This is a genomic window from Thiothrix fructosivorans, assembly GCF_017349355.1.
In the GTDB taxonomy this organism is placed as follows: domain Bacteria; phylum Pseudomonadota; class Gammaproteobacteria; order Thiotrichales; family Thiotrichaceae; genus Thiothrix; species Thiothrix fructosivorans.
The window spans coordinates 1,707,974-1,734,340 of sequence record NZ_JAFMPM010000006.1; the positions used below are offsets into that span (position 1 = coordinate 1,707,974).

General features: G+C 50.7%; 28 protein-coding genes and 1 tRNA gene. 27 read left to right on the plus strand and 2 right to left on the minus strand.

Features of this window, described 5'->3' with window-relative positions:
- The first annotated feature begins 196 nt into the window (after positions 1-196).
- The 13 genes from dsrA (at position 197) to J1836_RS11765 (ending at position 11,948) form a co-directional block, all read left to right on the plus strand.
- Positions 197-1,498: a dissimilatory-type sulfite reductase subunit alpha gene (gene dsrA / locus J1836_RS11705; protein ID WP_207251252.1), complete on the plus strand. Its 1,302-nt coding sequence runs from the start codon at positions 197-199 to the stop codon at positions 1,496-1,498.
- Positions 1,499-1,581: 83 nt separating this feature from the next.
- A complete protein-coding gene (dsrB, locus tag J1836_RS11710) occupies positions 1,582-2,658 on the plus strand; it encodes a dissimilatory-type sulfite reductase subunit beta (RefSeq protein WP_207251253.1) in 1,077 nt (358 codons plus the stop codon).
- A gap of 28 nt (positions 2,659-2,686) precedes the next feature.
- Complete coding sequence (tusD, locus tag J1836_RS11715; RefSeq protein ID WP_202717958.1) at positions 2,687-3,079, plus strand: sulfurtransferase complex subunit TusD; 393 nt, start codon at positions 2,687-2,689, stop codon at positions 3,077-3,079.
- A gap of 13 nt (positions 3,080-3,092) precedes the next feature.
- Positions 3,093-3,497 carry a sulfurtransferase complex subunit TusC gene (gene tusC / locus J1836_RS11720; RefSeq protein WP_207251254.1) on the plus strand — a complete coding sequence of 135 codons (405 nt, stop codon included), beginning with the start codon at positions 3,093-3,095 and terminating at the stop codon, positions 3,495-3,497.
- Between the two features lie 16 nt (positions 3,498-3,513).
- On the plus strand, positions 3,514-3,819 hold the full coding sequence (gene tusB, locus J1836_RS11725; RefSeq protein ID WP_207251255.1) for a sulfurtransferase complex subunit TusB: 306 nt from the start codon (positions 3,514-3,516) through the stop codon (positions 3,817-3,819).
- 31 nt (positions 3,820-3,850) lie between these two features.
- A complete protein-coding gene (locus J1836_RS11730) occupies positions 3,851-4,186 on the plus strand; it encodes a TusE/DsrC/DsvC family sulfur relay protein (protein WP_202717955.1) in 336 nt (111 codons plus the stop codon).
- 120 nt (positions 4,187-4,306) lie between these two features.
- On the plus strand, positions 4,307-5,074 hold the full coding sequence (locus J1836_RS11735) for a respiratory nitrate reductase subunit gamma (protein ID WP_207251256.1): 768 nt from the start codon (positions 4,307-4,309) through the stop codon (positions 5,072-5,074).
- A gap of 12 nt (positions 5,075-5,086) precedes the next feature.
- Positions 5,087-6,643, plus strand: a complete 1,557-nt coding sequence (dsrK, locus tag J1836_RS11740) for a sulfate reduction electron transfer complex DsrMKJOP subunit DsrK (protein ID WP_207251257.1) — start codon at positions 5,087-5,089, stop codon at positions 6,641-6,643.
- A gap of 26 nt (positions 6,644-6,669) precedes the next feature.
- Complete coding sequence (locus tag J1836_RS11745) at positions 6,670-8,631, plus strand: NAD(P)-binding protein (protein ID WP_207251258.1); 1,962 nt, start codon at positions 6,670-6,672, stop codon at positions 8,629-8,631.
- 38 nt (positions 8,632-8,669) lie between these two features.
- Positions 8,670-9,188, plus strand: a complete 519-nt coding sequence (locus J1836_RS11750; protein ID WP_207251259.1) for a hypothetical protein — start codon at positions 8,670-8,672, stop codon at positions 9,186-9,188.
- Positions 9,185-9,937: a sulfate reduction electron transfer complex DsrMKJOP subunit DsrO gene (gene dsrO / locus J1836_RS11755; protein ID WP_207251260.1), complete on the plus strand. Its 753-nt coding sequence runs from the start codon at positions 9,185-9,187 to the stop codon at positions 9,935-9,937. Before J1836_RS11750 ends, dsrO begins: the two co-directional genes overlap by 4 nt.
- A gap of 20 nt (positions 9,938-9,957) precedes the next feature.
- Positions 9,958-11,166, plus strand: coding sequence for an NrfD/PsrC family molybdoenzyme membrane anchor subunit (nrfD, locus tag J1836_RS11760; protein WP_207251261.1), 1,209 nt, complete (start codon positions 9,958-9,960; stop codon positions 11,164-11,166).
- Positions 11,167-11,177: 11 nt separating this feature from the next.
- Complete coding sequence (locus tag J1836_RS11765) at positions 11,178-11,948, plus strand: L,D-transpeptidase family protein (protein WP_207251262.1); 771 nt, start codon at positions 11,178-11,180, stop codon at positions 11,946-11,948.
- Here J1836_RS11765 and J1836_RS11770 read toward each other — a convergent pair.
- Together J1836_RS11770 and yhbY are read right to left on the minus strand one after the other, a co-directional pair.
- On the minus strand, positions 11,925-12,617 hold the full coding sequence (locus J1836_RS11770; protein ID WP_207251263.1) for a hypothetical protein: 693 nt from the start codon (positions 12,615-12,617) through the stop codon (positions 11,925-11,927). The genes J1836_RS11765 and J1836_RS11770 overlap by 24 nt on opposite strands.
- Positions 12,618-12,920, minus strand: a complete 303-nt coding sequence (gene yhbY, locus J1836_RS11775; RefSeq protein WP_207251264.1) for a ribosome assembly RNA-binding protein YhbY — start codon at positions 12,918-12,920, stop codon at positions 12,618-12,620.
- Between the two features lie 45 nt (positions 12,921-12,965).
- Between yhbY and rlmE the strand changes: the two genes are divergently transcribed.
- From rlmE to nuoG, 14 genes are all read left to right on the plus strand, one after another.
- Positions 12,966-13,586, plus strand: coding sequence for a 23S rRNA (uridine(2552)-2'-O)-methyltransferase RlmE (gene rlmE, locus J1836_RS11780; RefSeq protein WP_207251265.1), 621 nt, complete (start codon positions 12,966-12,968; stop codon positions 13,584-13,586).
- A gap of 54 nt (positions 13,587-13,640) precedes the next feature.
- Positions 13,641-15,581 carry an ATP-dependent zinc metalloprotease FtsH gene (gene ftsH, locus J1836_RS11785; RefSeq protein WP_207251266.1) on the plus strand — a complete coding sequence of 647 codons (1,941 nt, stop codon included), beginning with the start codon at positions 13,641-13,643 and terminating at the stop codon, positions 15,579-15,581.
- Positions 15,582-15,650: 69 nt separating this feature from the next.
- Positions 15,651-16,466, plus strand: coding sequence for a dihydropteroate synthase (gene folP, locus J1836_RS11790; protein WP_242632804.1), 816 nt, complete (start codon positions 15,651-15,653; stop codon positions 16,464-16,466).
- Between the two features lie 22 nt (positions 16,467-16,488).
- The gene (gene glmM, locus J1836_RS11795) at positions 16,489-17,823 is read left to right on the plus strand and encodes a phosphoglucosamine mutase (protein WP_207251267.1); all 1,335 of its coding nucleotides are present in this window, start codon (positions 16,489-16,491) and stop codon (positions 17,821-17,823) included.
- Positions 17,824-17,899: 76 nt separating this feature from the next.
- The gene (gene tpiA / locus J1836_RS11800; protein ID WP_207251268.1) at positions 17,900-18,652 is read left to right on the plus strand and encodes a triose-phosphate isomerase; all 753 of its coding nucleotides are present in this window, start codon (positions 17,900-17,902) and stop codon (positions 18,650-18,652) included.
- 16 nt (positions 18,653-18,668) lie between these two features.
- Positions 18,669-19,130 carry a preprotein translocase subunit SecG gene (gene secG / locus J1836_RS11805; RefSeq protein WP_207251269.1) on the plus strand — a complete coding sequence of 154 codons (462 nt, stop codon included), beginning with the start codon at positions 18,669-18,671 and terminating at the stop codon, positions 19,128-19,130.
- Between the two features lie 24 nt (positions 19,131-19,154).
- A tRNA-Leu gene (locus J1836_RS11810) sits at positions 19,155-19,239 on the plus strand.
- A 225-nt stretch (positions 19,240-19,464) separates the two neighbouring features.
- Positions 19,465-19,821, plus strand: coding sequence for an NADH-quinone oxidoreductase subunit A (locus J1836_RS11815; RefSeq protein ID WP_207251270.1), 357 nt, complete (start codon positions 19,465-19,467; stop codon positions 19,819-19,821).
- Positions 19,812-20,288, plus strand: a complete 477-nt coding sequence (locus tag J1836_RS11820) for a NuoB/complex I 20 kDa subunit family protein (protein ID WP_202717941.1) — start codon at positions 19,812-19,814, stop codon at positions 20,286-20,288. The genes J1836_RS11815 and J1836_RS11820 overlap by 10 nt, the downstream gene beginning before the upstream one ends.
- A gap of 3 nt (positions 20,289-20,291) precedes the next feature.
- Complete coding sequence (locus J1836_RS11825; RefSeq protein ID WP_207251271.1) at positions 20,292-21,005, plus strand: NADH-quinone oxidoreductase subunit C; 714 nt, start codon at positions 20,292-20,294, stop codon at positions 21,003-21,005.
- Positions 21,005-22,258 (plus strand): NADH-quinone oxidoreductase subunit D, encoded by a 1,254-nt coding sequence (locus tag J1836_RS11830; protein ID WP_207251272.1) that lies wholly within the window; start codon positions 21,005-21,007, stop codon positions 22,256-22,258. Before J1836_RS11825 ends, J1836_RS11830 begins: the two co-directional genes overlap by 1 nt.
- Positions 22,258-22,779: an NADH-quinone oxidoreductase subunit NuoE family protein gene (locus J1836_RS11835; protein WP_207251273.1), complete on the plus strand. Its 522-nt coding sequence runs from the start codon at positions 22,258-22,260 to the stop codon at positions 22,777-22,779. The genes J1836_RS11830 and J1836_RS11835 overlap by 1 nt, the downstream gene beginning before the upstream one ends.
- 4 nt (positions 22,780-22,783) lie before the next feature.
- Positions 22,784-24,064, plus strand: coding sequence for an NADH-quinone oxidoreductase subunit NuoF (gene nuoF, locus J1836_RS11840; RefSeq protein ID WP_207251274.1), 1,281 nt, complete (start codon positions 22,784-22,786; stop codon positions 24,062-24,064).
- Between the two features lie 3 nt (positions 24,065-24,067).
- On the plus strand, positions 24,068-26,365 hold the full coding sequence (gene nuoG / locus J1836_RS11845; protein ID WP_207251275.1) for an NADH-quinone oxidoreductase subunit NuoG: 2,298 nt from the start codon (positions 24,068-24,070) through the stop codon (positions 26,363-26,365).
- Positions 26,366-26,367: the final 2 nt, after the last annotated feature.

The following is a 26,367-nucleotide window of genomic DNA, read 5'->3' on the forward strand; positions in this document are numbered from 1 at the left end:
ATATGCCCCGGTTTCAAGCAACACCCCATGGGTGAGATTCTTTGTTAGGGATATGACGCATACACTTAGCCCACTCGCAAATAGAGCGAAACTACGTTACGCGACCCGTTTTTGATTTGACATTCCCCTTGGCTTTTAGGTTGTAGAGCTGGTCAAGAGGAAACGCCATTGCAATCGTTTTACTGAGGAGGCAGGTATGGCAACGAACAATTATCCAACGCCGATGCTGGATGTACTGGAAGAAGGCCCATGGCCTAGCTTCATCAGCGGTTTCAAGAAACTGCGTGATGAGCATCCAGATGAGCGCATCCGCAACGTTATCAACGGCCTGATGGGTCAGTTGGAGCATTCTTACGAAACCAAAATGGGCTACTGGAAAGGTGGTACTATTTCTGTCTTCGGTTACGGCGGCGGCATCATCCCGCGCTTCTCTGAAGTCGGTCACATGTTCCCGGAATCCAAAGAATTCCACACCCTGCGTGTACAGCCACCGGCTGGTAACTACTACACCACCGACATGCTGCGCCAATTGGCGGATAGCTGGGAAAAATGGGGTTCCGGCCTGCAAACGTTCCACGGTCAAACCGGCAACATCATGTTTATCGGTGCGAACAGCGTCAACTTCCAACACTTCTTTGATGAAATCAACGAATACGGTTGGGACTTGGGTGGTGCAGGCCCTTGCGTGCGTACCGGTATGTCTTGCGTTGGTGCAGCACGTTGCGAAATGTCCAACTGTAACGAACACGCGATCCATCGCCGTCTGATGAATAACTTCACGGATGACGTGCATCGCCCGGCTCTGCCTTACAAGTTCAAATTCAAAATTTCTGGCTGCCCGAACGACTGCCAGAACGCGATTGAACGTGCGGACTTCGCCGTTATCGGTACTTGGCGTGATGACATGAAAGTCAACCAAGAAGCCGTTAAAGAAATGATCATGAAGAAAGCCAAAGAAATTGGCAAAGAAGGTGATCGTTCTGCGGGTCGTCAATACATGTTCGACAACGTAATCAGCCGCTGCCCAACGCAAGCGATCAAGCTGAACGATGATGACACCATTACGGTTGATAACAGCAACTGTGTACGTTGTATGCACTGCCTGAACGTTATGCCCAAAGCGCTGCAAGTCGGTGATGACAAAGGCGTAACTGTTTTGATCGGTGGTAAGCGTACTCTGAAAATCGGCGACTTGATGGGTATCGTCACGATCCCATTCATGAAGCTGGATACTGAAGAAGATTACGAGCGCATCGTTGAATTGGCTGCTTCCATCATCGACTTCTGGGCTGAAAATGGTCTGGAACACGAACGTTGCGGCGAAATGATTGAGCGTATCGGTCTGGTGAACTTCCTCGAAGGTATCGGTATCGACCCAGATCCAAACATGATCAAGCAACCACGTAACGTTTCTTACGTGCGTACTGACGGTTGGGACGAAGCTGCTGAAGCTTGGTTTAACCGTAAGCGCGAAGAGAAAATGGCTGCTGCTGCCTAAGACGGCACTTCGCAACAGGGCAGTGTTTAACCCTGCCTTGTTGCCCAGATTATTGATAAATTTGAGTTTGACGGAGGCTTCACATGGCCGCACCAGAAATGCGCGATCCTATTGAATCTGGATGCCCGGATGGTTTCCAGTACATGCACCCAGTTATGCGCCGTAACTTCGGCCTGTGGGCATATCACGAAGACCCACGCCCAGGCGTTTTGGTTCACGTTTCCAAAACTGGCGAAAAAGTTTGGACAGTTCGTGCCGGTACTCAACGTATCCTCGACGTGTTCACCCTGCGTAAGCTGATGGACATCGGCGATACTTATGGCGAAGGTTATGTTCACTTCACCATTCGTTCTAATATCGAATTCCAAGTAGCGGATGGCGCGAAAGTCGAACCACTGGTAAAAGCATTGGAAGATGCTGGTTTCCCAGTCGGTGGTACACGTAACTCTGTTACTTCACTGTCTCATACTCAAGGTTGGTTGCACTGCGACATTCCGGGTACTGACGCATCCGGCGTTGTGAAAGCGATGATGGATGAGTTGCTGCCTGAGTTTAAAGCATGGAACATGCCTAACCGCGTACATATCACCACTTCTTGCTGCCAGATCAACTGCGGCGGTCAAGGTGACATCGCGATCAACGTTCAACACACCAAGCCACCCAAAATCAACCACGCGCTGGTTGGTAATGTGTGCGAACGTCCAACAGTTGTAGCTCGTTGCCCGGTAGCGGCGATTCGCCCTGCAATGGTTGACGGCAAGCCTTCCTTGGAAGTTGATGAGAAGAAGTGCATTTGCTGTGGTGCTTGCTACCCGCCATGCCCGCCAATGCAAATCAACGACCACGAAGCTACCCAGTTGGCTGTTTGGATCGGTGGTAATCACTCCAACGCACGTGGCAAGCCTACTTTCCAACGTTTGGTTGCAGCGGGTATCCCGAACAACCCACCACGTTGGCCTGAAGCGACTGCGATCGTTAAGAAAATTCTGGAATGCTACAAAGCTGGCGCGAAAGATTGGGAGCGTATCAACGAGTGGGTTGAACGTATCGGCTGGCCGCGTTTCTTTGAAGTCACTGGTTTGCCATTCACGAAGTACCACATCGACAACTGGCGTGGTGCGCGTGCGAACCTGAACTCTTCAACGCACATCCGCTTCTGATCGACAACGGTACGAGGAATAGCACGGAATGAAATACACAATTATGGTTAACGAAGGCCCGTATCAGCACCAGTCTGCTGATACTGCCTTGCAGTTCACCCGTGCCGCGCTGGAGAAGGGACACGAGATTTTCCGTGTTTTCTTCTACCACGACGGCGTAAACAACGGCACACGTCTGAGTGTGCCACCGGCTGATGACCGTCTGATCCAGAAATCTTGGTCAGAACTGGCTGAAAAGCACGGCTTGGACTTGGTTATCTGTATCGCAGCGGCACAACGTCGCGGCTTGATGGATGCCGATGAAGCGAAACGTCAAGGTTTGGATGCTAACAACATTGCCCCCGGTTTCCGTATTTCGGGCTTGGGTCAGTTGGTTGAAGGCGGTATCCAGTCTGATCGTTTAGTCGTGTTTGGCGATTAAGGAGCTGAAGAAAATGTCTACAAAGAATTTTTTGTTTGTCAATCGTAAAGCTCCTTACGGCACAGTCTATGCACTGGAAGCCTTGGAAGTCGTACTGATTTCCGCAGCGTTTGAGCAAAATGTTAGTTTGGCATTCATCGACGACGGTGTTTACCAAATTACCAAAGGCCAAAACAGCAAAGCAACTGGCATGAAGAATTTCTCGCCGACGTTCCGTGCGCTGGGCGACTACGACATTACCAAGTTGTACGTTTCCATTGAGTCTTTGGCAGAGCGTGGCCTGACGGTTGATGACCTGATGGAACTCACTTACGAAGATGCTGACGACGATTACGCTGAAAAGCCTTCCATCATTTTGGTCAACCGCGAGGAAATGGCTGCCATGATGACAGAGCAAGAAGTAATCTTAAGTTTCTAAGCGGAGGATTTTGAAAATGGCTATGTTACATATTGTCAACAAGTCCCCGTTTGAACGTGTGGCTTTTGATAGCTGCCTTGCTCATGCAAGTGCAGGCGACTCGATTTTGATGATTGAAGATGCGGTAGTCGGAGCAGTCGATGGGTCAAGCTTTTCTGGTAAAGTAAAGGCTGCGATGTCCGATAAGACAGTGTATGTGTTAGGTGCAGACCTAGCCGCACGCGGTTTGGAAGGCAAAGCAATGGATGGGATTGTGAGCGTGGATTACGCAGGTTTTGTAGACCTGACGGCAAATAACGACACCACCCAAAGCTGGCTGTAAGTTTTAACATTTTTTGACAGGAGGCCACACAATGGCATCAATTAACGTTGGCGGCAAAGACATCGCGCTGGACGAAGAAGGCTATCTGGAAAACCTGAACGACTGGACTCCAGAAGTTGCAGAAGTTCTGGCTAAAGGCGAAGACGTAACTCTGACTTCTGAACACTGGGAAATCCTGAATTTCCTGCGTGAATACTACGAAGAATATCAAATCGCTCCAGCGGTTCGCGTTCTGACTAAAGCAGTTGGTAAGCGTTTGGGTGCTGATAAAGGTAACTCCAAGTACCTGTACAGCCTGTTCCCATACGGCCCTGGCAAACAAGCTTGTAAATACGGCGGTCTGCCTAAACCAACTGGTTGCGTATAATTATTACGTCACTAGTTAGGTCGTAAGACGCGAAGATTGCTCCGGTTCGCCGGAGCCTCTTCTTAAGCCCTGTTGTTGACAGGTTTTCAGAAGAGAGACTAATGACTTCAGGAGTACGCAGTGACATTCGTAAGTATCCTTTACGGACTGTTGTTTTGGGCGGCAACGTTGATTTTGATTGGCGGTGTGGCTGTAAAAGTCCGTCAATATTGGAACACCCCAGCCCCATTGAAGATTCCGACTACACCCGCGCCCATTACGCAGGGCGGTGTTGTATGGCGTATGTTCCGTGAAGTGGTGTTTTTCCAGAGCTTGTTTCGTTCAAATAAAACCTTGTGGTTGTTTGCGTTCCTGTTCCACATCTCTTTGTGGTTGGTATTGATTCGCCATAGCCGTTATTTCGTGGGCATGAATGATTTGTTGGTGTTCTTGCAGCCGTTTGGTCGTTATGCAGGTTTCACAATGGTATTGGGTTTGGCTGGCTTGTGGGCGCGTCGTTTCCTTGTGGATCGTGTGCGTTACATTTCTGCGCCGTCTGACCATTTGATGCTGGCGCTGCTGATTGCCATCGGTATGAGCGGTTTGATGATGAGTTTTGTGACGCACACTGATGTGACACAAGTGAAAGCATTTTTTGGTGGCATGTTAACCTTCGGGTTCTTTGGTGAAGCCGGTCTGCCTGCCGAACCGATTGTATTGGTGCATTTGTTGTTGGTGGCATTGCTGATGATCATTTTCCCGATCAGTAAGTTAATGCACGCTCCGGGTATCTTTTTCAGCCCGACTCGTAACCAAGTGGATAACCCGCGTGAAAAACGCCATGTATCCGGCTGGGCATTGGAACTGGAACGTCAAGGTAAAAACTACCTCGACGAACTGAAGAAATAAGAGGTAAGCACCGTGGCTGATTACGAAGTTCCAAAGTTGACGGGTGAAGGGTACTGCGATGTTCCGGCAGTACGTGATGATGTGATGAAGGGCAAAGGTCCGTACATTGCGAAACCCGACTTTCAGACAGCATTGCATTTTCCGGCAGATTTCGACGCAGCAGGCTCGTTAGTTCCTAACTGGAAAGAACGCGCACTCGACAAAATGGCGGATTTGAAAGGCCGTTACCGTTCGCTGCAAGTGTTCTTGGATATTTGCGTCAAATGTGGCGCGTGTACCGACAAGTGCCATTACTTCATTGGTACGTCTGACGCTAAAAATATGCCCGTGGCACGTCAGGATTTGTTGCGTAAAGTTTATCGCCGTTACTTCACGTTTGCGGGTAAATATTTCCCCAAACTGGTCGGTGCAACCGACCTGACCGAAGAAGTGTTGGCTGACTGGTATAACTATTATCACCAGTGCTCACAGTGCCGTCGTTGTTCCGTGTTCTGTCCTTATGGCATTGATACGGCTGAAATTTCAATGGCAGCGCGTGAAATTCTTGACCACGTTGGTTACGGTCAGAAGTATTGTAACGAGATTATCGGCAAGGTCTTTAAGATCGGTAATAACCTCGGTTTGCCAGGCCCGGCACTGTTCGATACGGTGGAAGGTTTGGAAGAAGACGTTGAGATGGATACCGGCATTAAAGTCCGTTTCCCGCTCGATGAAGACGGCGCGGAAGTGTTGTTGGTAACGCCATCAGCAGACTTCTTTGCTGAACCGCATATCGACGGCTTAATTGGTTACGCGAAAGTGTTCCACGAAACCGGCGTGACGTGGACGATGAGTACCATCGCGTCAGAAGCGGGTAACTTCGGCATGTTCATCGGTTCTTATGAAACCATGCGCCGGGTTTCTTTGCGGGTTCGTGAAGCCGCGATCAAGCATAAGGTTAAGCGTATTGTGTTCGGGGAATGCGGTCACGCATGGCGCGTGGCGTACAGCTTCCTGAATACCTTGGCTGGGCCGTTTGATTTCTTGGATCAGCGTTACCCGATTCCACAGCACATTCTGGAATTTACGTGGAGTCATATCCAAGCCGGTAACTTGCAAATCGACAAGACCGAAAATGACGACAAAGTGTTGACCTTCCACGACTCGTGCAACGTGGCGCGTGGTAGCCGGATGGGTGATTACCCCGGTGGTCAGTTCGACATTCCACGTAACGTCATTCGTGCGGTGTGTAACAACTTTGTGGATATGCCAGCCGATACCATCCATGACGCGACCTTCTGTTGCGGTGGCGGTGGCGGTTTGTTGACCGATGACTTGATGGAAATTCGCGTGAAAGGCATTCAGCCGCGTGCGGAAGCCCTTAAGCACGTCACTACGCACAATGGTGTGACGCACATGGCAGCGATTTGCGCGATTTGCAAATCACAGTTTACGAAAGTGTTGCCGTACTACGGTTTCACGATGGATCAAATTGTTAGTGTTCACCAGTTGGTGAGTAACGCGCTTGTCCTGCAACGGCAAGTGTCCGTGCAGGCACGTCCCGACGACGAAGACGGCGACGAAGACTAATTACGACATTTATTGAGGAGATAGGCATGGCAACCGCAGCTCACGACAGCAAGCTTTCAGGTCAAGGTCACACGTACCGTCGTTTTAAAGACGGTGATCACGAGTGGGGTAATATGCACGACAGTATTTTCGTGCAGGATACTAGCCACAAGTGCCCTACCTATATTCACAAAACGCCACCTTGCCAAGGTAGCTGCCCATCGGGTGAAGACATCCGTGGTTGGTTGCAAATCGTGCGTGGCATTGAGAAGCCACCTGTTGGTATGACCATGCAGGAATATGCTTTCCGCCGTTCCACCAACGCTAACCCGTTCCCATCCATGATGGGTCGTGTTTGCCCAGCACCTTGCCAAACAGGCTGTAACCGTAACGATGTTGACGATTTCGTCGGCATTAACTCGGTTGAACAGTACATCGGTGACAGCGCGATTGCGGCTGGTTTCAAATTTGAAGCACCGGCTGAATTGAGTGGCAAGAAAGTCGCTATCGTCGGTGGTGGTCCTGCGGGTATGGCGGCTGCGTACCAGTTGCGTCGCATGGGTCATGCTTCTACCGTGTATGAACAACACCCTGAATTGGGCGGCATGATGCGCTACGGTATTCCGGGCTATCGCGTACCGCGTGACAAGCTGGGTGCAGAAATGCAACGTATCATCGACATGGGTGACATCACCATCAAGTGCAACACCACTGTCGGCAAAGATGTAACCATTGAAACACTGGAAAGCGATTTCGACGCAATCCTGTGGACGGTTGGTTGCTGGAATGGTCGTGGCTTGTTCGTTGACAAATTTGCTGAAACGCCAAACTGCGTGTCTGCGGTTGACTTCCTCGAAGCCTATAACAAGGGCACGATGAAATACACTGCGCCTCGCGTGGTGTGCGTGGGTGGTGGTGATACCTCCATCGACGTGGTTTCCGTATCACGCCGTATCGGTACACTGGCGAACTACGCTGAAAATGCGGAAGATGCTGCGACTGGCAAATTGGTTCACGGTGAAGTCGGTGAGAAAGCTGCTCCTGCCGTTACCCTGACCACCTTGTTCCCGCTGGATCAAATGACCGCTGCGGAACACGAAGTACAGGACGCACTGAAAGAAGGCGTTACCATCCTGACAGAAGTGATGCCAACTGAAATCGTTTTCGGTGCGGATGGTCGTGCGATTGGTCTGAAAGTGGTTGAGTGCGTGATGAAAGGCAATATGCCTGTCGCGAAAGAAGGCGGCAAAGAAACCATCATCGAAGCCGACATCATTGTTTCTGCGATCGGTCAGTTCGGTAAACTGGACGGTATCGAAGCCCTGAACAACGGTCGTAACCAAATCAATGCCGACGCGTTGTATCAAGTACCGGGTAAGCCTGGTCACTTCGCCGCTGGTGACGCGGTACGTCCGCATTTGCTGACGACTGCGATTGGTCAAGCATCGATTGCGTCTGAAACCATCAATCAGTACTTGCGTGCGGAAGAGCTGAAAAAGCGTCCTAAAGTCGATAAGCACCACTTCGACCTGATGGAAAAACTGCATGAAGCCGGTTTAGACCCAGCAGGTTATGAAGACAGCCGTGCGGAAGACATGCGTGGTACAGACGGTGCGAAATACGCTGTCCACAACTACGATGACCGTTCTAAAAACGTGATTGTGCCTTCCAAAGATTTGTTCTTGGGGCACTTCAATACCGTAGCACGTAACCTGCGTACTGAAGACGTGCCAACGGCTGAAGAAGTACTGGGTCACTTTGCAGAGCGCATGAACCCACTGGCAGAAGCCGATGCGGTTAACGAAGCCAAGCGTTGCATGAGCTGCGGTATGTGCTTCGAATGCGACAACTGCGTTATTTACTGCCCGCAAACTGCCGTTTACCGCGTGCCTAAGAAACAGGCGACACTGGGTCGTTATGTTGCAACCGATTACTCCAAATGTATCGGCTGCCATATCTGCGCAGACGTTTGCCCAACTGGGTACATCGAAATGGGTCTGGGCGAATAAGCGTCCTTTCCATGAGTGCAGGCTCGACAGGAATCAGCATGACTAGCAAGTTTTCAAGCGTATTTCTGGCAGCAACGTTGGCTTTTGCCACGCTGTTGGCAGGTTGTAGCAAAGCCCCTACGGAGGCTGACCTCAACCTTGCCACAGCAAAAGCAAAGGCTGATCAGTGTGTTGAACCAGAAAGTGTTATCCGTACCAAACACATGGATCTGCTCATGCATCAGCGTGACGCGACCATGATTGAAGGTATCCGTACCAAACAGCACAGTCTGAAAGAGTGCATTAATTGCCACGTTTCCACGACTAAGCAAGACGGTACGCCTTTGCATTACGGTGACAAGGAACATTTTTGTACCACCTGCCATGCGGCGGTGGGGCAGAAAATTGACTGCTTCCAATGTCATGCTGACCGTCCGCAAACGGACGACCCTAATTATCAGCACACAGTTGGTAGCACCGCAGGTCATCACTTTACGCAGGGTGTAACGGCGGCAGCAGCACCGACAGCGGCTGAAGTTCAAATGGTGACGCAACCACAACAAGGAGCTGCGAAATGAATCAGAACCGTGTTGATGAATACCGTCGCAATTTTATGACAACCTTGGGTGGTGTTGCGGCAGTTGCTGCGGTTGTCCCCAGTTTTGTCTTGCAAACCGCACACGCCGCTGGCGAAGTTGCCGCAAAACCCGTTGATCAAGCTGTTACTAATGCCAAGCGTTGGGGCATGTTGATTGACGTGACCAAACTCACCGATGGTGGTGCAGGCATGGTTGCTGCGTGCAAAAAAGAACACGGTTGGGGCGATGAAGCCCATTCCGCCGACACCCAAAAAGCGCATTGGGCGCGAGTGGTGAAAGTCACGGATAAATTGACCCAAAACAGTTTCAGCTTGCCGGTCATGTGCCAGCATTGCGAAAACCCGCCGTGCGTCGATGTTTGCCCGACAGGTGCATCCATGAAACGGGCGGATGGGATTGTGCAAGTCAACAAGCACATCTGTATCGGTTGCCGTTATTGCATGATGGCTTGCCCGTACAAAGCGCGTAGCTTTGTGCATGAAGCCTTGCAAGATCAAAAGCCTCATTCCCCACGGGGCATGGGTACGGTGGAATCCTGCAATATGTGTGTTCACCGCATTGACGCAGGCAAGTTGCCTGCGTGTGTGGAAGCCGCACCGGATGCTGTGATTTTCGGCGATTTGAATGACCCGAACAGCGCAGTCAGCCAAGCGATGAAAACCATCGGTGGCAAGCAAATCCGTGCCGATCTCGGTTTGAACACTGGCGTGCGTTACCACGGCATCTAACGGAAAGGACGTAAACAGCAATGGCTAGTCAAGCAATCATTTTCCGCGAAACCAAAGACAGCAAGGGTTTTTATATCCTGCTGGCGGTTTTGGGTGCATTCCTCGCGCTGGGTGCGCTGGCGTTTTTCCACGCTGAACATCATGGGCATCATGTTACTGGCATGACTAACCAAGTTGTTTGGGGGCTGCCACACGTTTTTGCGATTGGTTTGATCGTCGCAGCATCGGGTGCATTGAACGTTGGTTCAATCGGTACGGTATTCGGCAAGAAAATCTATCAACCAATGGGGCGTTTGTCGGCATTGCTGGCGATTTCGTTGCTGGTCGGTGGTTTGATCGTGCTGGTGTTGGACTTGGGGCATCCTGATCGTTTGATCGTTGCCATGACCACCTATAACTTTAAGTCGATCTTCGCGTGGAACATCATTCTGTATAACGGTTTCTTGGCGTTATCAGCGGTGTATATCTGGACAATGATGGATCGTAAGGTCAAGAAGTTTTACAAGTTGGCAGGGGTTGCGGCATTTACATGGCGTTTGATCCTGACCACTGGTACGGGTTCAATCTTCGGTTTCTTGGTGGCGCGTGATTTCTATAACTCTGCGGTGATGGCTCCGTTGTTTATCGTGATGTCCTTTGCAATGGGTTTGGCGGTTTTCATTCTGGTGCTGCACTTCGCGTATACATGGACAGGTCGTCCGTTGGGTGATGTGGTGATGAATCGCTTGCGTTACTTGTTGGCAGTGTTCATCGGTGGTGTATTGTTGCTGGAAGGTGCGCGTCATTTCACCGGTTTGTACATTGCACAGAAAGCGGGTGTGGAAAACTTCATTCTGTTCGACGGCGGTATCTACACGCAGTTGTTCTGGGTCGGTCAGATCATGTTGGGTAGTTTGCTGCCTTTGTCGCTGATTTTCTGCCGCAAGTTGGCGAATAATCGCGTAGCGTTATTGCTTGCGGCGCTGTTTACTATCGTCGGTGGCTTTGCGCAACTGTATGTGATTTTGATTGGTGGGCAAGCGTATCCATTGGTTTTATTCCCCGGTGCTGAAGTTTCCAGTGATTTCTTTGACGGTGTGATTAATGCGTATGAGCCAAGTATCTGGGAGTTGATGCTGGGTCTGGGTGGTGTAGCACTTACGTTGTTCATGGTGACGATTGGCGTGAAAGTATTGCGCTTCCTGCCGGATTCCTTGTCGGATGCGGTGGCTGATCCGCACAGCAAGTAATGGTTGTGTGCTTGAATCTTAAGAAAACCGGCCTCGTGCCGGTTTTCCTGTTATGGCTCTTTTATTTAACGGCTTGTTCGCCGTCGTTAGAGCAGCAGCTTGATCACCTGAAACTGCCTGCCGCGACCACGCAGCTTTTGCTGGTGACGACGCTTGATTGGGAGACTTCGACCGCTTCCCTGCAAAGGCTGGAAAAGCGTGATAGGCATTGGCGGCTTGTTGGCGATAGTATTCCGGTTAGGGTGGGGCGTAACGGTCTCGGTTGGGGTGTCGGTCTGCATGTCGATGGTCTTTTGGGTGTGCAAAAAATAGAGGGTGATGGTAAAGCCCCAGCGGGTGTTTTTCCGCTCGGTACGGTGTTTGGTTACGCTGATAGCCCGCCACTTGGGGTGAAAATGCCGTATCGGGCGGCTGGTGAGCGTGACTATTTCATTGATGCGGTGGATTCGCCCGATTACAACCGCTGGCGCAGTATCCCGCTGATGCAGACCAATGACCCCAAGCAATACTGGCATTCGTTCGAGCGGATGCTTCGTGACGACCACCAGTACGAACTTGGCATGATTGTCGGGCACAACTTATTCCCCACCACAGTGGGGCGGGGGAGTGCTATTTTTCTGCATGTTTGGTTGAATGCTGAAACCGCGACATCAGGCTGTACGGCAATGGCAAAAGCAGATTTATTGAGCGTTTTGAAATGGTTAAAACCAACCGCTAACCCGCTGTTGCTACAAGCTCCAGCGGATCAGGTAGCAGGTTTACGCTTTCCAGAAGCTCAATAAGCTATTGGTTTGTTCGAGTAAGTAATTTTTGCGCCAGTGATCTTGCCCCACCGTTTTTAGCAGTTGTTCCAATTGCCGTAGACAGGCGCTCTGCCGCTTTTTATCGCGTTGCGCCCAGTCTTTAAGCAAGGAGAGCAATGAGTTGTCGAGATCAAGGTCGAGATAAATGGGTTTGGCATATTCTTGCAAAATGCGTTCAAACACCGCTTGCTGACGTTCTACGGGTAATACGCTGTAACATTCCCATAACGTGGTGCAAGAGGTACGCATCAAGGTGTAGATGTGCTCGTCAGGGTCTTCCATTCGGTCTGCTAAAGTAGGCAGATCGCTGATGACGGCTAGGCATAAGTCAGTGGTTTCGCGTGTGGGTGTGGTTGCCTTGCGGGCGACCCCTAACATTTTACGGATGGCATCGGTTAGGTGTTGGGCGCTAGCCGCATGAATATAGCCCTCAGCATTGGCGTGGCGTTGCATCATATCCGTCAGCATTTGCCGGTACTTGGGTTCGGCAGGTTCATCGCTACCGAGCAAGTCCGCAAAGCAAATCAGCAGGGTATCGCGGAAATCGGCATCCTGTAGCGCTTTTTCCAGCACAAAAGCGTGCAGTTGCTGGTGAGAAAGCTGCTGAAGAATATATTCGATTTGCCCTTGACGTGTGGTGGGTTTCAATCAGAACGCCTGTTCTTTGAGAATATCGGGGCGGTCTGTATTGCGGCGATACAGGACAGCCACATTGCCGACGCGTTGAATTAACTGAGATTGGCTGTATTGGATAATTTGTTCAATCATTTCATCGCGCAAATCACGATCGCCAACGCTCAATTTGATTTTAATCAGTTGGTGATGTTCCAGTGCAATCGTGATCTCTTCCAGTACAGTCGGTTTTAGCCCATGCTGACCGATCAGGACAACAGGATTCAGGGCATGTGCACGGCTACGCAGTCGCTTTTTCTGTGTTTCAATCAATTCCATGATACGCTTCCTAAATTGATGAAGTGTAATGAGTGAAACGTTAGCATGGCAAGAAGCAAAAGCAGTCAAAAGTGGCTGAGCGAGCATTTTAGTGATGAATATGTGAAAAAAGCGCAAACAGATGGTTATCGTTCGCGTGCAGTTTATAAGTTGCAGGAAATTCAGGAGCGTGATCGCATTCTGCAACAGGGCATGAAAGTAGTCGATTTGGGTGCAGCTCCCGGTGGTTGGAGTCAGTATGCAACCAAACTTATCGGCTCGAAAGGGCGTATTGTAGCAAGTGATATTTTGCCCTTAGACCCGTTGCCATTTGTGGAATTTGTGTTGGGTGATTTCCGCGAGGAAACGGTATTAGCCGAGATCTTGAATTTACTCGGCGGTGAAAAAGCAGATCTTGTTATTTCGGATATGGCCCCCAATATGAGTGGTGTTGATGCTGTCGACCAACCCCGTGCCGTTTATCTGTGTGAGCTTGCATTGGACATGGCGCGACAGGTACTTAAGCCGGGTGGCGCATTTCTTGTGAAGCTTTTCCAAGGCGCAGGGTCTGAAGCGTATATTCGCGAGGTGCGCAACAGTTTTAACACCGTAAAAATACGAAAACCGGCTGCATCAAGACCGCGTAGTCGGGAGGTTTATGTATTAGCACAAGGTTTTGTGTTGTAATATCATCATGAGGTGTTACGACCGTATGACACTGGTTGATAGTGGAGAAGTCACTTGAACGATTTAACTAAAAATTTGCTGATTTGGGCTGTGATTGCATTCGTCTTGATTGCAGTGTTCAGCAAATTCAGTGTGCCAGCGCAACCCACCGCAGCGTTGCCGTATTCGGATTTTCTCACGAATGTCCATAATGGCGCGGTGAAAGAAGTGGATATTAAAGGGCAGAAGATTATTGGTGTGGATAGCAACAATAGTCGGTTTGTTACGTATAGCCCACCAAATGATGCCAAGCTGGTCGATGATCTGGTGTCTAACAAGGTGAAGTTCCAAGCATCGCCGCCGGAAGAGCGCGGGATTATTTGGGATATTATCATTAGCTGGGTACCTTTCCTGCTGATCATTGGGCTGTGGATCTACATCATGCGCCAAATGCAGGGCGGTGGTGGTGGTCGTGGAGCCATGTCGTTTGGCAAAAGCCGCGCTCGCATGATGACCGAAGATCAGGTGAAGGTGAACTTCAATGATGTGGCGGGTTGCGATGAAGCCAAGGAAGAAGTGGGCGAACTCGTCGAATTCTTGCGCGATCCGGGCAAATTCCAGAAGCTGGGTGGCAAGATTCCACGTGGCGTGCTGATGGTGGGTTCACCGGGTACAGGTAAAACCCTGCTGGCAAAAGCCATTGCGGGTGAAGCGAAAGTACCCTTCTTCAGTATTTCCGGTTCGGACTTCGTAGAAATGTTTGTGGGGGTGGGTGCATCCCGTGTCCGTGATATGTTTGAACAAGCCAAGAAACACGCCCCTTGCATTATTTTCATCGACGAGATTGATGCGGTGGGTCGTCAGCGTGGTGCAGGTGTGGGCGGTGGTCACGATGAGCGCGAACAAACCCTGAATCAATTGCTGGTGGAAATGGACGGCTTTGAAGGCAACGAAGGTATCATTGTCATTGCTGCGACTAACCGCCCTGACGTATTGGATGCGGCATTATTGCGCCCTGGTCGTTTCGACCGCCAAGTCGTTGTGCCTTTGCCTGATGTACGTGGTCGTGAGCAAATCCTCAAAGTCCACATGCGTAAAGTACCGTTGGGTGATGACGTGAAAGCAACTTTGATTGCACGCGGTACACCCGGTTTCTCTGGCGCTGATTTGGCTAACTTGGTCAACGAAGCAGCCTTGTTTGCGGCACGTTCTAACAAGCGTACTGTCGATATGGCTGAGTTTGAAAAAGCCAAAGACAAGATCATGATGGGTGCTGAGCGCAAGTCAATGGTCATGAAAGACGCGGAAAAGCTGGCAACGGCTTACCACGAAGCGGGTCATGCGATTGTTGGCTTGACTGTTCCTGAACACGATCCCGTTTATAAAGTCAGCATTATTCCGCGTGGTCGTGCTTTGGGCGTGACGATGTTTTTGCCAGAAGAAGACCGTTACAGTAGCAGTAAGAAACGTCTAGAGAGTCAAATTTCTACTCTATACGGTGGTCGTATTGCTGAAGAATTGATCTATGGGTTTGAAGGCGTGACCACGGGAGCTTCCAGCGACATTGAGCGTGCCACCAGCATTGCGCGTAGCATGGTCACGAAATGGGGTTTATCGAGTCGCATGGGGCCGCTGGCTTATTCTGAAGATGAGGGCGAAGTCTTTTTAGGGCGCTCAGTCACACAGCATAAGCATGTGTCGGATGAAACTGCCCATGCGATTGATGGCGAAATCCGTGAAGTCATTGACCGTAATTATAGCCGTGCTAAACAGATACTCACTGATAAAATGAGCATTCTGCACGCTATGGCACAAGCCTTGATGAAATATGAAACGATTGATCGTCCACAGTTAGAAGCATTAATGCGCGGTGAAATTCCACCGCCGCCTGCTGACTGGACTGATGATGATTCATCGTCAGGTGGTCACGGGTCTTCCACCAAAACGCCACCGAGTACGGGGAAGAACAGTGGCTCAGATAATAGTGCGATAGGTGGTGCTGCCAGTTCTCACTGAAGGTACTGAACAATAGTAAAGCATTAAGGCGCGGCGTTAGTTCCGCGCCTTTTCTTTTGGAGTGAGCTGATGGCGTGGCAATACCCTAAATCTACTGTGCAAGTGATGGGCATCTTGAATGTTACTCCCGATTCTTTTTCGGATGGCGGATCATTTCAGGAACAGGATGCTGCCTTGCACCGTGTGGAGAAAATGCTAGCGGAAGGTGTCGATATTATTGATATTGGAGGGGAGTCGACGCGACCCGGTGCGCAGGCCGTGTCGGAGCAAGCCGAATTGGAGCGCGTCGTGCCAGTGATTGAGGCTATTCGCGCCCGTTTTGCTGTGCCACTCTCCATTGATACCAGCAAGCCAGCAGTGATGCAGGCAGCCATCACCGCTGGTGCAGATTTAGTGAATGATGTGTGTGCTTTGCAAGCAGAGGGTGCTTTAAATGTGTGTGCGTCATTAGATGTGCCGATTTGCTTAATGCACATGCAAGGGCAACCGCGCACCATGCAGCAAGCCCCGCAGTATCACGATGTGGTGCAAGACGTTAGCCAGTTTTTTGCAGCACGTATCGCGGCTTGTGAGGCGGCAGGTATTGTGCGTTCACGCTTAATTCTTGACCCCGGCTTCGGATTCGGTAAAACTTTACAGCATAATATTGATCTATTGCGACGCTTAGATGAATTTTCCGTGTTAGGTTTGCCTATACTGGTCGGGCTGTCACGTAAATCCATGATTGGCGCCGTATTAGATCATCGCCCTGTTGAAGGGCGTTTGCACGGTAGTGTGGCTGGCGCTGTCATTGCTGCAATGAACGGTGCAAGTATTGTCAGAGTACATGACGTTGGGGCAACAGTCGATGCGATCAAATTGGTCAATGCTGTTGCGAATCAATAAAATAGTGAGGTTTTAAGGGCTAATGGCAAGAAAATATTTCGGTACAGATGGTATTCGCGGCAAGATCGGTCGTTACCCCATGACACCTGATTTTGTGTTGAAACTGGGTTGGGCAGCAGGCAAGGTGCTGGCGAGTAACGGGCATCCGTTGGTGTTGATTGGGAAAGACACGCGTATTTCTGGCTATATGTTGGAATCTGCGCTGCAAGCGGGTTTAGTGGCGGCGGGGGTGAATATCCGTTTGCTAGGACCGATGCCAACGCCTGCCGTGGCTTATTTGACACGGGCGTTCCGCGCGTCTGCCGGTATCGTGATCAGTGCTTCCCATAACCCTTACGATGACAACGGCGTGAAGTTTTTCTCCGGTGATGGCACGAAATTGCCTGATGAGGTCGAGGAAGAAATCGAGCGTTGGCTGGATATGGACTTCAAAACGGTTTCGTCCGACGAGCTGGGTAAAGTGGAACGAGCGAAAGATGCCGCAGGGCGTTACATCGAGTTTTGTAAACGCGCCTTGCCCAACACCGTTTCGCTGAAGGGGCTGCGTATCGTAGTTGATTGCGCGAATGGGGCGACCTACCACGTTGCCCCGGATGTATTCAGCGAATTAGGCGCAGAAGTGATTGCGATCGGCAATAAACCGGATGGCATCAATATCAACGAAGCGTGTGGCGCAACCCATGTGGATGCGTTATGCGAAGCGGTATTGCGTTACCGTGCTGACGTAGGGATTGCGTTGGATGGCGATGGTGATCGCCTGATCATGGTGGATGAACGCGGCGATAGCGTGGATGGCGATGAAATACTGGCAATTATTGCGCATCATCGTCATAGCGAAGGCAAGTTGCAGGGTGGCGTAGTCGGCACGTTAATGAGCAATCTTGGCTTGGAAAAATCCATTCAAAAGCTAGATGTGCCGTTCTATCGTGCTAAAGTCGGCGACCGTTACGTGATCGAGCAAATGAGCCAGCACGGTTGTGATTTGGGTGGTGAGTCATCCGGTCATATTATTGTGCGTAATTTCATTACGACTGGTGATGGCATTATTGCGGCGTTGCAAGTGTTACGTGCTATGCGCATGACGACTCAGCCGTTGCACGAGCTGAAAAACGTCATGACCAAGTATCCGCAAACCTTGATCAATGTCCCGACTAAGCAAAAAATTAATCTGAATGAATCGGTCGCGATTCAATTGGCGGTGCATCAAGTGGAACAGCAACTCGGCAACCGTGGACGTGTTTTATTAAGAGCCTCCGGTACTGAGCCGCTGATCCGCGTGATGGTCGAGGGTGAAGATGCGCAGGAAACCGCTGTTTTGGCAGAAGAAATTGCCAGCGCAGTGCGTGCTGCGGCTTGACCTGCCCAGAATGAAGATTGATTTCCAAGGATTATGCAGGTAATCTTTCGCCCTTGCTTGAAAGAGAGGTGGAGTTATGCGTCAAAAATTGGTTGCAGGTAACTGGAAACTAAATGGTTCAAAGACGAGTATCGAGTCTTTGATGGGTGGTATTTTGGCAGGGCTGAAAAGCATGGATAATGTGGCAGTGGCGGTTTGTCCTCCTTATGTCTACATTCCCATGACGCAAGGACTGGTGGCTGGAAGTCCTATTGGTTTGGGTTCTCAGGATATTGCGGATCAAGACGCAGGTGCTTTTACTGGCGAAGTCTCGGGTGCGATGCTGAAAGAGTTCGGCTGTACTTACGCGATTGTGGGTCACTCTGAGCGCCGTGCAATTTACGGCGAACAGGATGCCGATACGGCGCGTAAGTTTGCGGCGGCACGTAAGCAGGGTATCAAGCCTATTTTGTGTGTGGGTGAAACGCTGGATGAGCGTGAAGCAGGCATTACCGAGGCGGTGGTTGCTCGCCAATTAGATGCAGTGATTGCGTTGGAAGGTGTGGAAGCACTGACCGATGGCGTGATTGCTTACGAACCTGTTTGGGCGATTGGTACGGGTAAAACCGCTAGCCCCCAGCAAGCGCAAGATGTTCATGCGTTTATTCGGGGCAAACTGGCAGCACTGAATGAAGCAGTGGCTGCAAAAGTACAAATTTTATATGGTGGCAGCGTCAAAGGCGCGAATGCTGCTGAATTGTTTGCAATGCCGGATATTGACGGTGGCTTGATCGGTGGTGCAGCATTGGATGCACAAGAGTTCTTAGCCATTTGTAGAGCCGGAAATTAAGGTTAATAAAAACGCTATGTTATACAATGTCTTGTTGATCGTGTTGATCGTTGTTTCTGTTGCCATGATTGTGTTGATTTTAATGCAACAGGGTAAAGGTGCGGATGCGGGGGCTGCGTTTGGTAGCGGCGCGTCAGGGACGGTGTTTGGCTCGCAAGGTTCAGCCAATTTCCTAAGCCGTACCACGGGGATTCTGGCGACAATGTTCTTCTTGGTGGCATTGGCATTAGCGTTTCTTGCATCCGGTCGTACCATTGAATCCGGTAGCATTATGGGTTCAGCAGCACCTGCTGCGACGAAAACGGAAGTAACGCCTCCAGTCGCCGTACCCACTAGTGATGTGCCACCTGCACCCGTAGCGGCTGGTAACGCTGCCAGTGATGTTCCGCCCGCACCAGCGGCAAAAACAGAAGAGAAACCGGCGGTTGATGAGAAAAACCCAATAGAGAGTGAAAAACCCGTGCAAGAAAAGAAATAGTAGGGTATCATTCGCGCCTGCTTTGCCGACGTGGTGGAATTGGTAGACACGCTATCTTGAGGGGGTAGTGGCGCAAGCTGTACCGGTTCGAGTCCGGTCGTCGGTACCATATAGAAAAAGCCTATCATCGTAAGATGATGGGCTTTTTGCTTTTCAGCCTAATTCTTGCTAAAACCTGACAATACCCACTTTGGGGAATTAATCTGTGATTCATGCACCGTTATATTCGACTGCATAACGAAATAGTGGTACAAACAATGTGTGTTTGGAATCACTCATCACAGACAGCCGAGTGGTTTGGAGAGAACACTACGGTTTGCACCAGGAGTTTAGTATGCTAGGAGAATACCTACCCATTCTCGTTTTTCTGGCAGTCGGTTTTGGCTTAGCAGTGGTATTGCTAAGCTTGGGGTTGCTTGCAGGCCCACGCCGACCGGACGCAGAAAAAGATTCGCCGTTTGAGTGCGGCTTCCCCGCGTTTGAAGATTCTCGTATCAAGTTTGATGTGCGCTATTATTTGGTAGCGATCCTCTTCATCATCTTCGATCTTGAAATTGCCTTTCTGTTCCCTTGGGCGGTGGTGCTCGACACCATTGGCGTGCCCGGCATTGTTGCAATGGGCATTTTCCTGACTATCCTCATAGTTGGTTTTATCTACGAGTGGAAGAAAGGGGCATTGGAATGGGAGTAGAAGGAATTCTCGAAAAAGGCTTCGTGACCACGACAGCCGATGCGCTGATCAACTGGGCGCGTACCGGCTCGTTGTGGCCGATGACCTTTGGTCTGGCGTGCTGTGCGGTCGAAATGATGCACGCAGGGGCTTCACGTTACGATTTAGACCGTTTCGGTATTGTATTCCGCCCAAGCCCGCGCCAATCCGACGTGATGATCGTGGCGGGCACGCTAACCAACAAAATGGCACCGGCTTTGCGTAAGGTCTATGATCAAATGGCAGAGCCGCGCTGGGTTATTTCGATGGGGTCTTGCGCGAATGGCGGTGGCTACTATCATTATTCCTATGCGGTGGTGCGTGGTTGTGACCGTATCGTACCTGTCGATATTTACGTGCCCGGTTGCCCTCCCACTGCGGAAGCCCTGCTGTATGGAATTATCCAGTTGCAGAACAAGATTCGTCGAACTAACACGATAGCGCGGTAATTCATGGCTGTATCACTCGAATTCATCAAGGATTATCTCCAAGAGGAGCTTGGTGACAAATTGTCATCAGCAGTGCTTGCGGTAGGGGAGCTGACGCTGGATGTGCCAGCCAGCCAGTGGTTGGAAGTCTGCCGTTTTTTGCGACACGATGACATGCTGGATTGCGCCCAGTTGACTGATCTGTGTGGCGTGGATTACCTCACTTATGGCGATGCGGAATGGGATGTTACCACCGCTTCCCGTAGTGGCTTCAGTCGTGCGGTACAGGCAGGTGAAGCTGATCCGTTTGATTTTGGTGAGCAAGACGGTGAATCTGCGTTTGCTGGTAAGCGTTTTGCAGTGGTGATTCATTTGTTGTCGGTGAGTCGCAATATACGCATTCGGGTACGCACGCGCTGTGATGATAACGATTTTCCAGTTATCCCCTCATTGGTTGAAGTGTGGAGTTCTGCGAATTGGTATGAACGTGAAGCCTTTGATTTGTTTGGGATCATGTTTGCTGGGCATCCTGATTTGCGCCGTATTTTGACCGATTATGGCTTCGTTGGGCATCCCTTCCGTAAAGATTTCCCACTGATTGGGCATGTGGAAATGCGTTATGACGCCGCACAAAAGCGCGTGATTTATGAGCCAGTGTCCATTGAAGCACGAATATTGGTGCCACGCACGATCCGTGCTGACCAGCATTTTTTCCCTGCCGTGGAGCGTGAAGACTAATGCCTGAAATTCGCAATTTTACGCTGAACTTTGGTCCGGCTCACCCCGCAGCGCATGGTGTGTTGCGTCTGGTGCTGGAAATGGATGGGGAAACCATCGTTCGTGCTGACCCGCACATTGGCTTGTTGCACCGTGGCACGGAAAAGCTGGCAGAGAGCAAACCGTATAACCAAAGCATCGGTTACATGGATCGTCTTGATTATGTGTCGATGATGTGCAACGAACACGGTTACGTGCTGGCGATTGAGAAGCTGCTGGGGATTACCCCGCCAGAACGTGCGCTCTACATTCGCACCATGTTCGACGAAATCACCCGTATTCTCAATCACTTGCTGTGGATTGGCGCACACGCGCTGGACGTGGGGGCAATGACCATGTTCCTGTACGCCTTCCGTGAACGCGAAGACTTAATGGATGCGTATGAAGCCGTATCTGGCGCACGTTTGCACGCGACATATTACCGTCCAGGCGGCGTTTACCGCGATTTGCCGGATGTGATGCCGCAATTCCTGCCGAACCGTTTCCGCACCGAAGCCGAAGCTAAGCGTTTAAACGCGAACCGTGGTGGCTCGTTGCTGGACTTCTTGGAAGATTTCACTAACCGCTTCCCCGGTTATGTGGATGAATACGAAACGCTGCTGACCGACAACCGCATCTGGAAACAGCGTCTTGTCGGTATCGGTGTTGTGTCGCCGGAACGCGCTCTGCAACTAGGGTTTAGTGGTGCAATGCTGCGCGGTTCGGGTGTGGAATGGGATTTGCGTAAGAAGCAACCGTATGCGGCTTACGACAAGATGGACTTCGATATTCCCGTGGGTGTGCAGGGCGATAGCTACGACCGCTATTTGGTGAGGGTCGAAGAAATGCGCCAATCCAACCGCATTATTCAGCAGTGCATCCAATGGTTGCGCGTTAATCCCGGAGCGGTGATGTTGGAAGACAGCAAAGTTGCTCCACCCAAACGCGGTGAGATGAAGCAGGACATGGAGGCTTTGATCCAACACTTCAAGTTGATGACCGAAGGCTATTGCTTGCCAGAAGGTGAGGCGTATGCCGCTGTTGAACACCCTAAAGGTGAATTTGGCTGCTATATTGTGTCAGACGGTGCGAACAAGCCATACCGTTTGAAAGTGCGTGCGCCGGGGTTTGCGCATTTGTCCGCGCTGGATGAGATGACCAAAGGTCATATGCTGGCGGATGTGGTGGCGATTATCGGTACACAAGATATTGTTTTCGGGGAGGTTGACCGTTGATGACTGAACATCCTATTACGATGCTCAAGCGTAAAAGCGACTTGCTCAACCACCACGAGCGTGCAGAGATTGATAGTTGGCTGGCGCGTTATCCGGCGGATAAAAAGCAATCGGCATTGCTGGCAGCGTTACGCGCTGTGATGCACGAAGACCATTATTTATCCCGCGAAAAAATGGATGCGGTGGCTGACTATCTCGGTCTGCCCGAAATTGCCGTGTATGAAGTGGCTAGCTTTTATTCCATGTACGAAATGGATGCCAAAGCGGCGGCAAAATACAGCATTTCGATTTGTACCAATGTCTCCTGCATGTTGTGTGGTTCTGACGGTATTCTGGAACACATCGAAAGCAAACTTGGTATCAAATTGGGCGAATCCACACCAGATGGCAAGTTCTTCCTCAAAGTCGAAGAGGAATGCCTCGCCGCGTGCAGCAGTGCGCCGATGATGCAAGTCAATCATGTATATCACACCCATCTCACCTCTGAAAAAGTGGATGAGATTTTGGACGGACTGGAGTAAGCGTATGGCAAATCAAGTCTGTTTTATTACAACCCAATTTGGCGACCAAGCCCACACGCTGGAAAGCTACTTAAAAGTCGGTGGCTATCAAGCATGGCGTAAAATCCTTGCCGAAAAAACCCCAGCCGTTGAAGTGATTGAAGAAATCAAAGATTCCGGTTTGCGCGGACGCGGTGGTGCAGGCTTCCCTACTGGTATGAAGTGGAGTTTTATGCCACGCGATATGCCGGGGCAAAAATACATCGTCTGCAACTCGGACGAATCTGAGCCGGGTACGTGCAAAGATCGTGACATTTTGCGTTTTAACCCGCACGCATTGGTCGAGGGCATGGCGATTGCGGGATATAGCATTGGAGCAACCGTCGGCTACAATTATATGCGTGGCGAATTCATGGATGAGCCGTTCATCCATTTCGAGCAAGCGGTGAAAGAAGCCTACGAACTCGGTTTGCTGGGCAAAAATATTCAAGGGTCGGGTGTTGATTTCGACCTGTATGGCACACTCGGTGCAGGGGCGTATGTGTGCGGTGAAGAGACCGCGCTGCTGGAGTCGTTGGAAGGCAAAAAAGGTCAGCCGCGTTTCAAGCCACCCTTTCCCGCGAGTTTCGGGCTATACGGTCGCCCGACCACGATTAATAACACCGAAACACTGTCGTCGATTCCGGTCATTATGCGCAATGGTGGTAAGTGGTTCGCGGATCTTGGGGTCAAAAATGCGGGTGGCGAAAAGTTATTTTCCATGTCCGGGCATTTAAATAAACCGGGTAATTTTGAGATTCCAATGGGGACACCGTTTCCCGAATTGCTGGCAATGGCGGGCGGTGTGCGTAATGGACACAAGCTCAAAGCGGTGATTCCGGGTGGCTCTTCCGTCCCCGTGTTGCCGGGTGAGTTGATGATGGGGTTGACGATGGATTACGACACCATCGCTAAAGCAGGCTCTTACCTCGGTTCGGGCGCGGTCATTGTGATGGATGAGACCACCGATATGGTCAAAGTATTGCAACGCATTTCACGCTTTTATTTCTCCGAATCCTGTGGTCAATGTACGCCTTGCCGTGAAGGTACGGGTTGGTTGTACCGCATGTTGACCCGTATCGTAGAAGGCAAAGGCAAACTGGAAGACGTGACGCGGTTGGAAGAGATTTCCCACAATATCGAAGGTCGTTCCATTTGTGCGCTCGGTGAAGCTGCCGCAATGCCCGTGTGGAGTTTCGTGAAGCATTTCCGTGCAGAATTTGAATACTACGTCGAGCACGGACGCAGCATGGTGGGGCGAGGATAAATCATGGCAGAAGAATTCGTCACAATTGAAATTAATGACCAGCCAGTTCAGGCTCGCAAAGGTGCGATGCTGATTGAAGTGGCTGATAAACACGGGGTGGTTATTCCGCGTTTCTGTTACCACAAAAAGCTGTCGGTCGCGGCAAACTGCCGGATGTGCTTGGTGGAAATGGAGAAATCTTTCAAAGTTGTCCCTGCATGTGCAACCCCCGTTAATGCGGGGATGAAATTCTGGACGCGCTCCGAAAAGGCTAAAAATGCCCAGAAAGCCATCATGGAATTCCTGCTGATCAATCACCCGCTGGATTGCCCAATTTGCGATCAGGGTGGTGAGTGCGAATTGCAGGATGTGTCGGTCGGTTATGGCAGCACCAAATCGCAATACGCCGAAATCAAGCGTGTCGTGCAAGATAAAGACATTGGGGCGCTGATTGAAACGGAAATGACCCGCTGTATTCAATGTACCCGCTGTGTACGTTTCGGTGATGAAATCGCTGGGATGCGTGAAATGGGTGGGGTAGGGCGTGGCGACCGTTTGGAAATTGGCACGTATATTGAGAAAACGCTCAAGTCCGAACTCTCCGGTAATGTCATCGACCTTTGCCCAGTAGGCGCATTAACGGCAAAACCTTCCCGTTACAAAGCACGCGCTTGGGAATTACAGGCACACGATGCCATTGCTCCGCACGATTGCGTTGGTTCTCACCTTCAGGTGCATACCTTCCGCAAGGAAGTGGTGCGTGCAGTGCCGCGTGAAAACGATGCTATTAATGAATGTTGGATTTCTGACCGCGACCGTTTCAGTTACCAAGGTATTGCCAGTGCTGACCGGCTTACCAAGCCGATGCTTAAGCGTGATGGACATTGGTACGAAGCCAGTTGGCAACAAGCCTTAGAGGCGACGGCAGAAATTTTACGGGCGGCTGATCCGGCACGCACGGGCGCATTGGCAAATGCGACATCTACTGTGGAAGAGTTGTATTTGTTCCAGCGCTTGATGCGTGGTTTGAATATCCGCAACATTGATCACCGTTTACGTCAGACGGATTTCAGTGATCAGAATGCTGCGCCAATTTGCCCATCATTGGGAATGCCTATTGCACAATTGGAACAGCAAAACGCTGTTTTTCTGATCGGCTCTAACGTGCGCCAAGAGCAGCCGTTACTGAATCACCGCCTTCGTAAAGCGGTACTCAAGGGTGCGCAAGTGATGGCGTTGAACCCGCGTGCATTTACTTTCAACTATACCGTGACACAACAAGCCGTTGCGCCAGTGGAGATGTTGCAAGCCCTGCAAGCGATTGTTAATGATCCCGACAATGGCGTGATGGCGACGCTGAAACAGGCAGAACATGCCACGGTTTTACTGGGCAATGTTGCCAATCAGCATCCTGATTTTGCCGCATTACGTGCCTTAGCTTACCGTATTGCGCAACAAACGGGTGCTACCTTCGGTTATTTGGTGGAAAGTGCTAACTCAGTGGGTGCATGGGTGGCAGGTGTTGTGCCACACCGCTTGTCTGCTGGGCGTGAACTGAAGCAGCCGGGTGTGCCTGTCGGCGAATTTCTGAATGAAAATACCCGCACGTTTGTGTTGCTGAACACCGAATTGGCAGATTTTGGCAATCCGCAGCAGGCGGTGCAGGCGTTGACGGCGGCGCAAAATGTGATCGTGATTGCGCCATTCGCTGATGAGACTACTCGCCAGTATGCTACGGTGTTGCTGCCCGGTTCAACGTTTGCGGAAACCTCTGGCACATTCTGCAATGTGGCAGGTCAGTGGCAATCTTTCAAAGGAACGACTGAGCCACCGGGTGAAGCGCGTCCCACTTGGAAAGTATTGCGTGTTCTCGGTAATAGTGTCGGTGTGCCTGAATTTGACTGGGTGGCGACTGAAGAAATCGTTGCTGAGTTGCACTTGGAATTGGATGGCGTCGAGACGTGCAGTAATGCGTACAGCGCAGAGGGTAAGGATGTATTGCATAAGCCCTTTTCTGCTGACGGTTTCCAACGTATTGGTGACGTAGAAATGTATCGTGTTGACCCGCTGGTACGTCGTGCCAAAGCCCTGCAAGCCATGATGCCAACAGCAGAGGTGCATTTGAATCCGCAGGATGCCGCTAGCATGGGTATTGCGGCGGGTGATGCGGTGAAAGTGTCGCAAGGTGCTGCTGCTGTCACGCTGCCAGCACAACTGGATGAGGGTATTCCCGTCGGTTGTGTGGGTGTGCAGTCCGGTCTTGAGGTATCCAATGTATTGGGTGCAGCTTTTGGTTCGCTTCAGATAGCAAAGGCAGGGTAGGG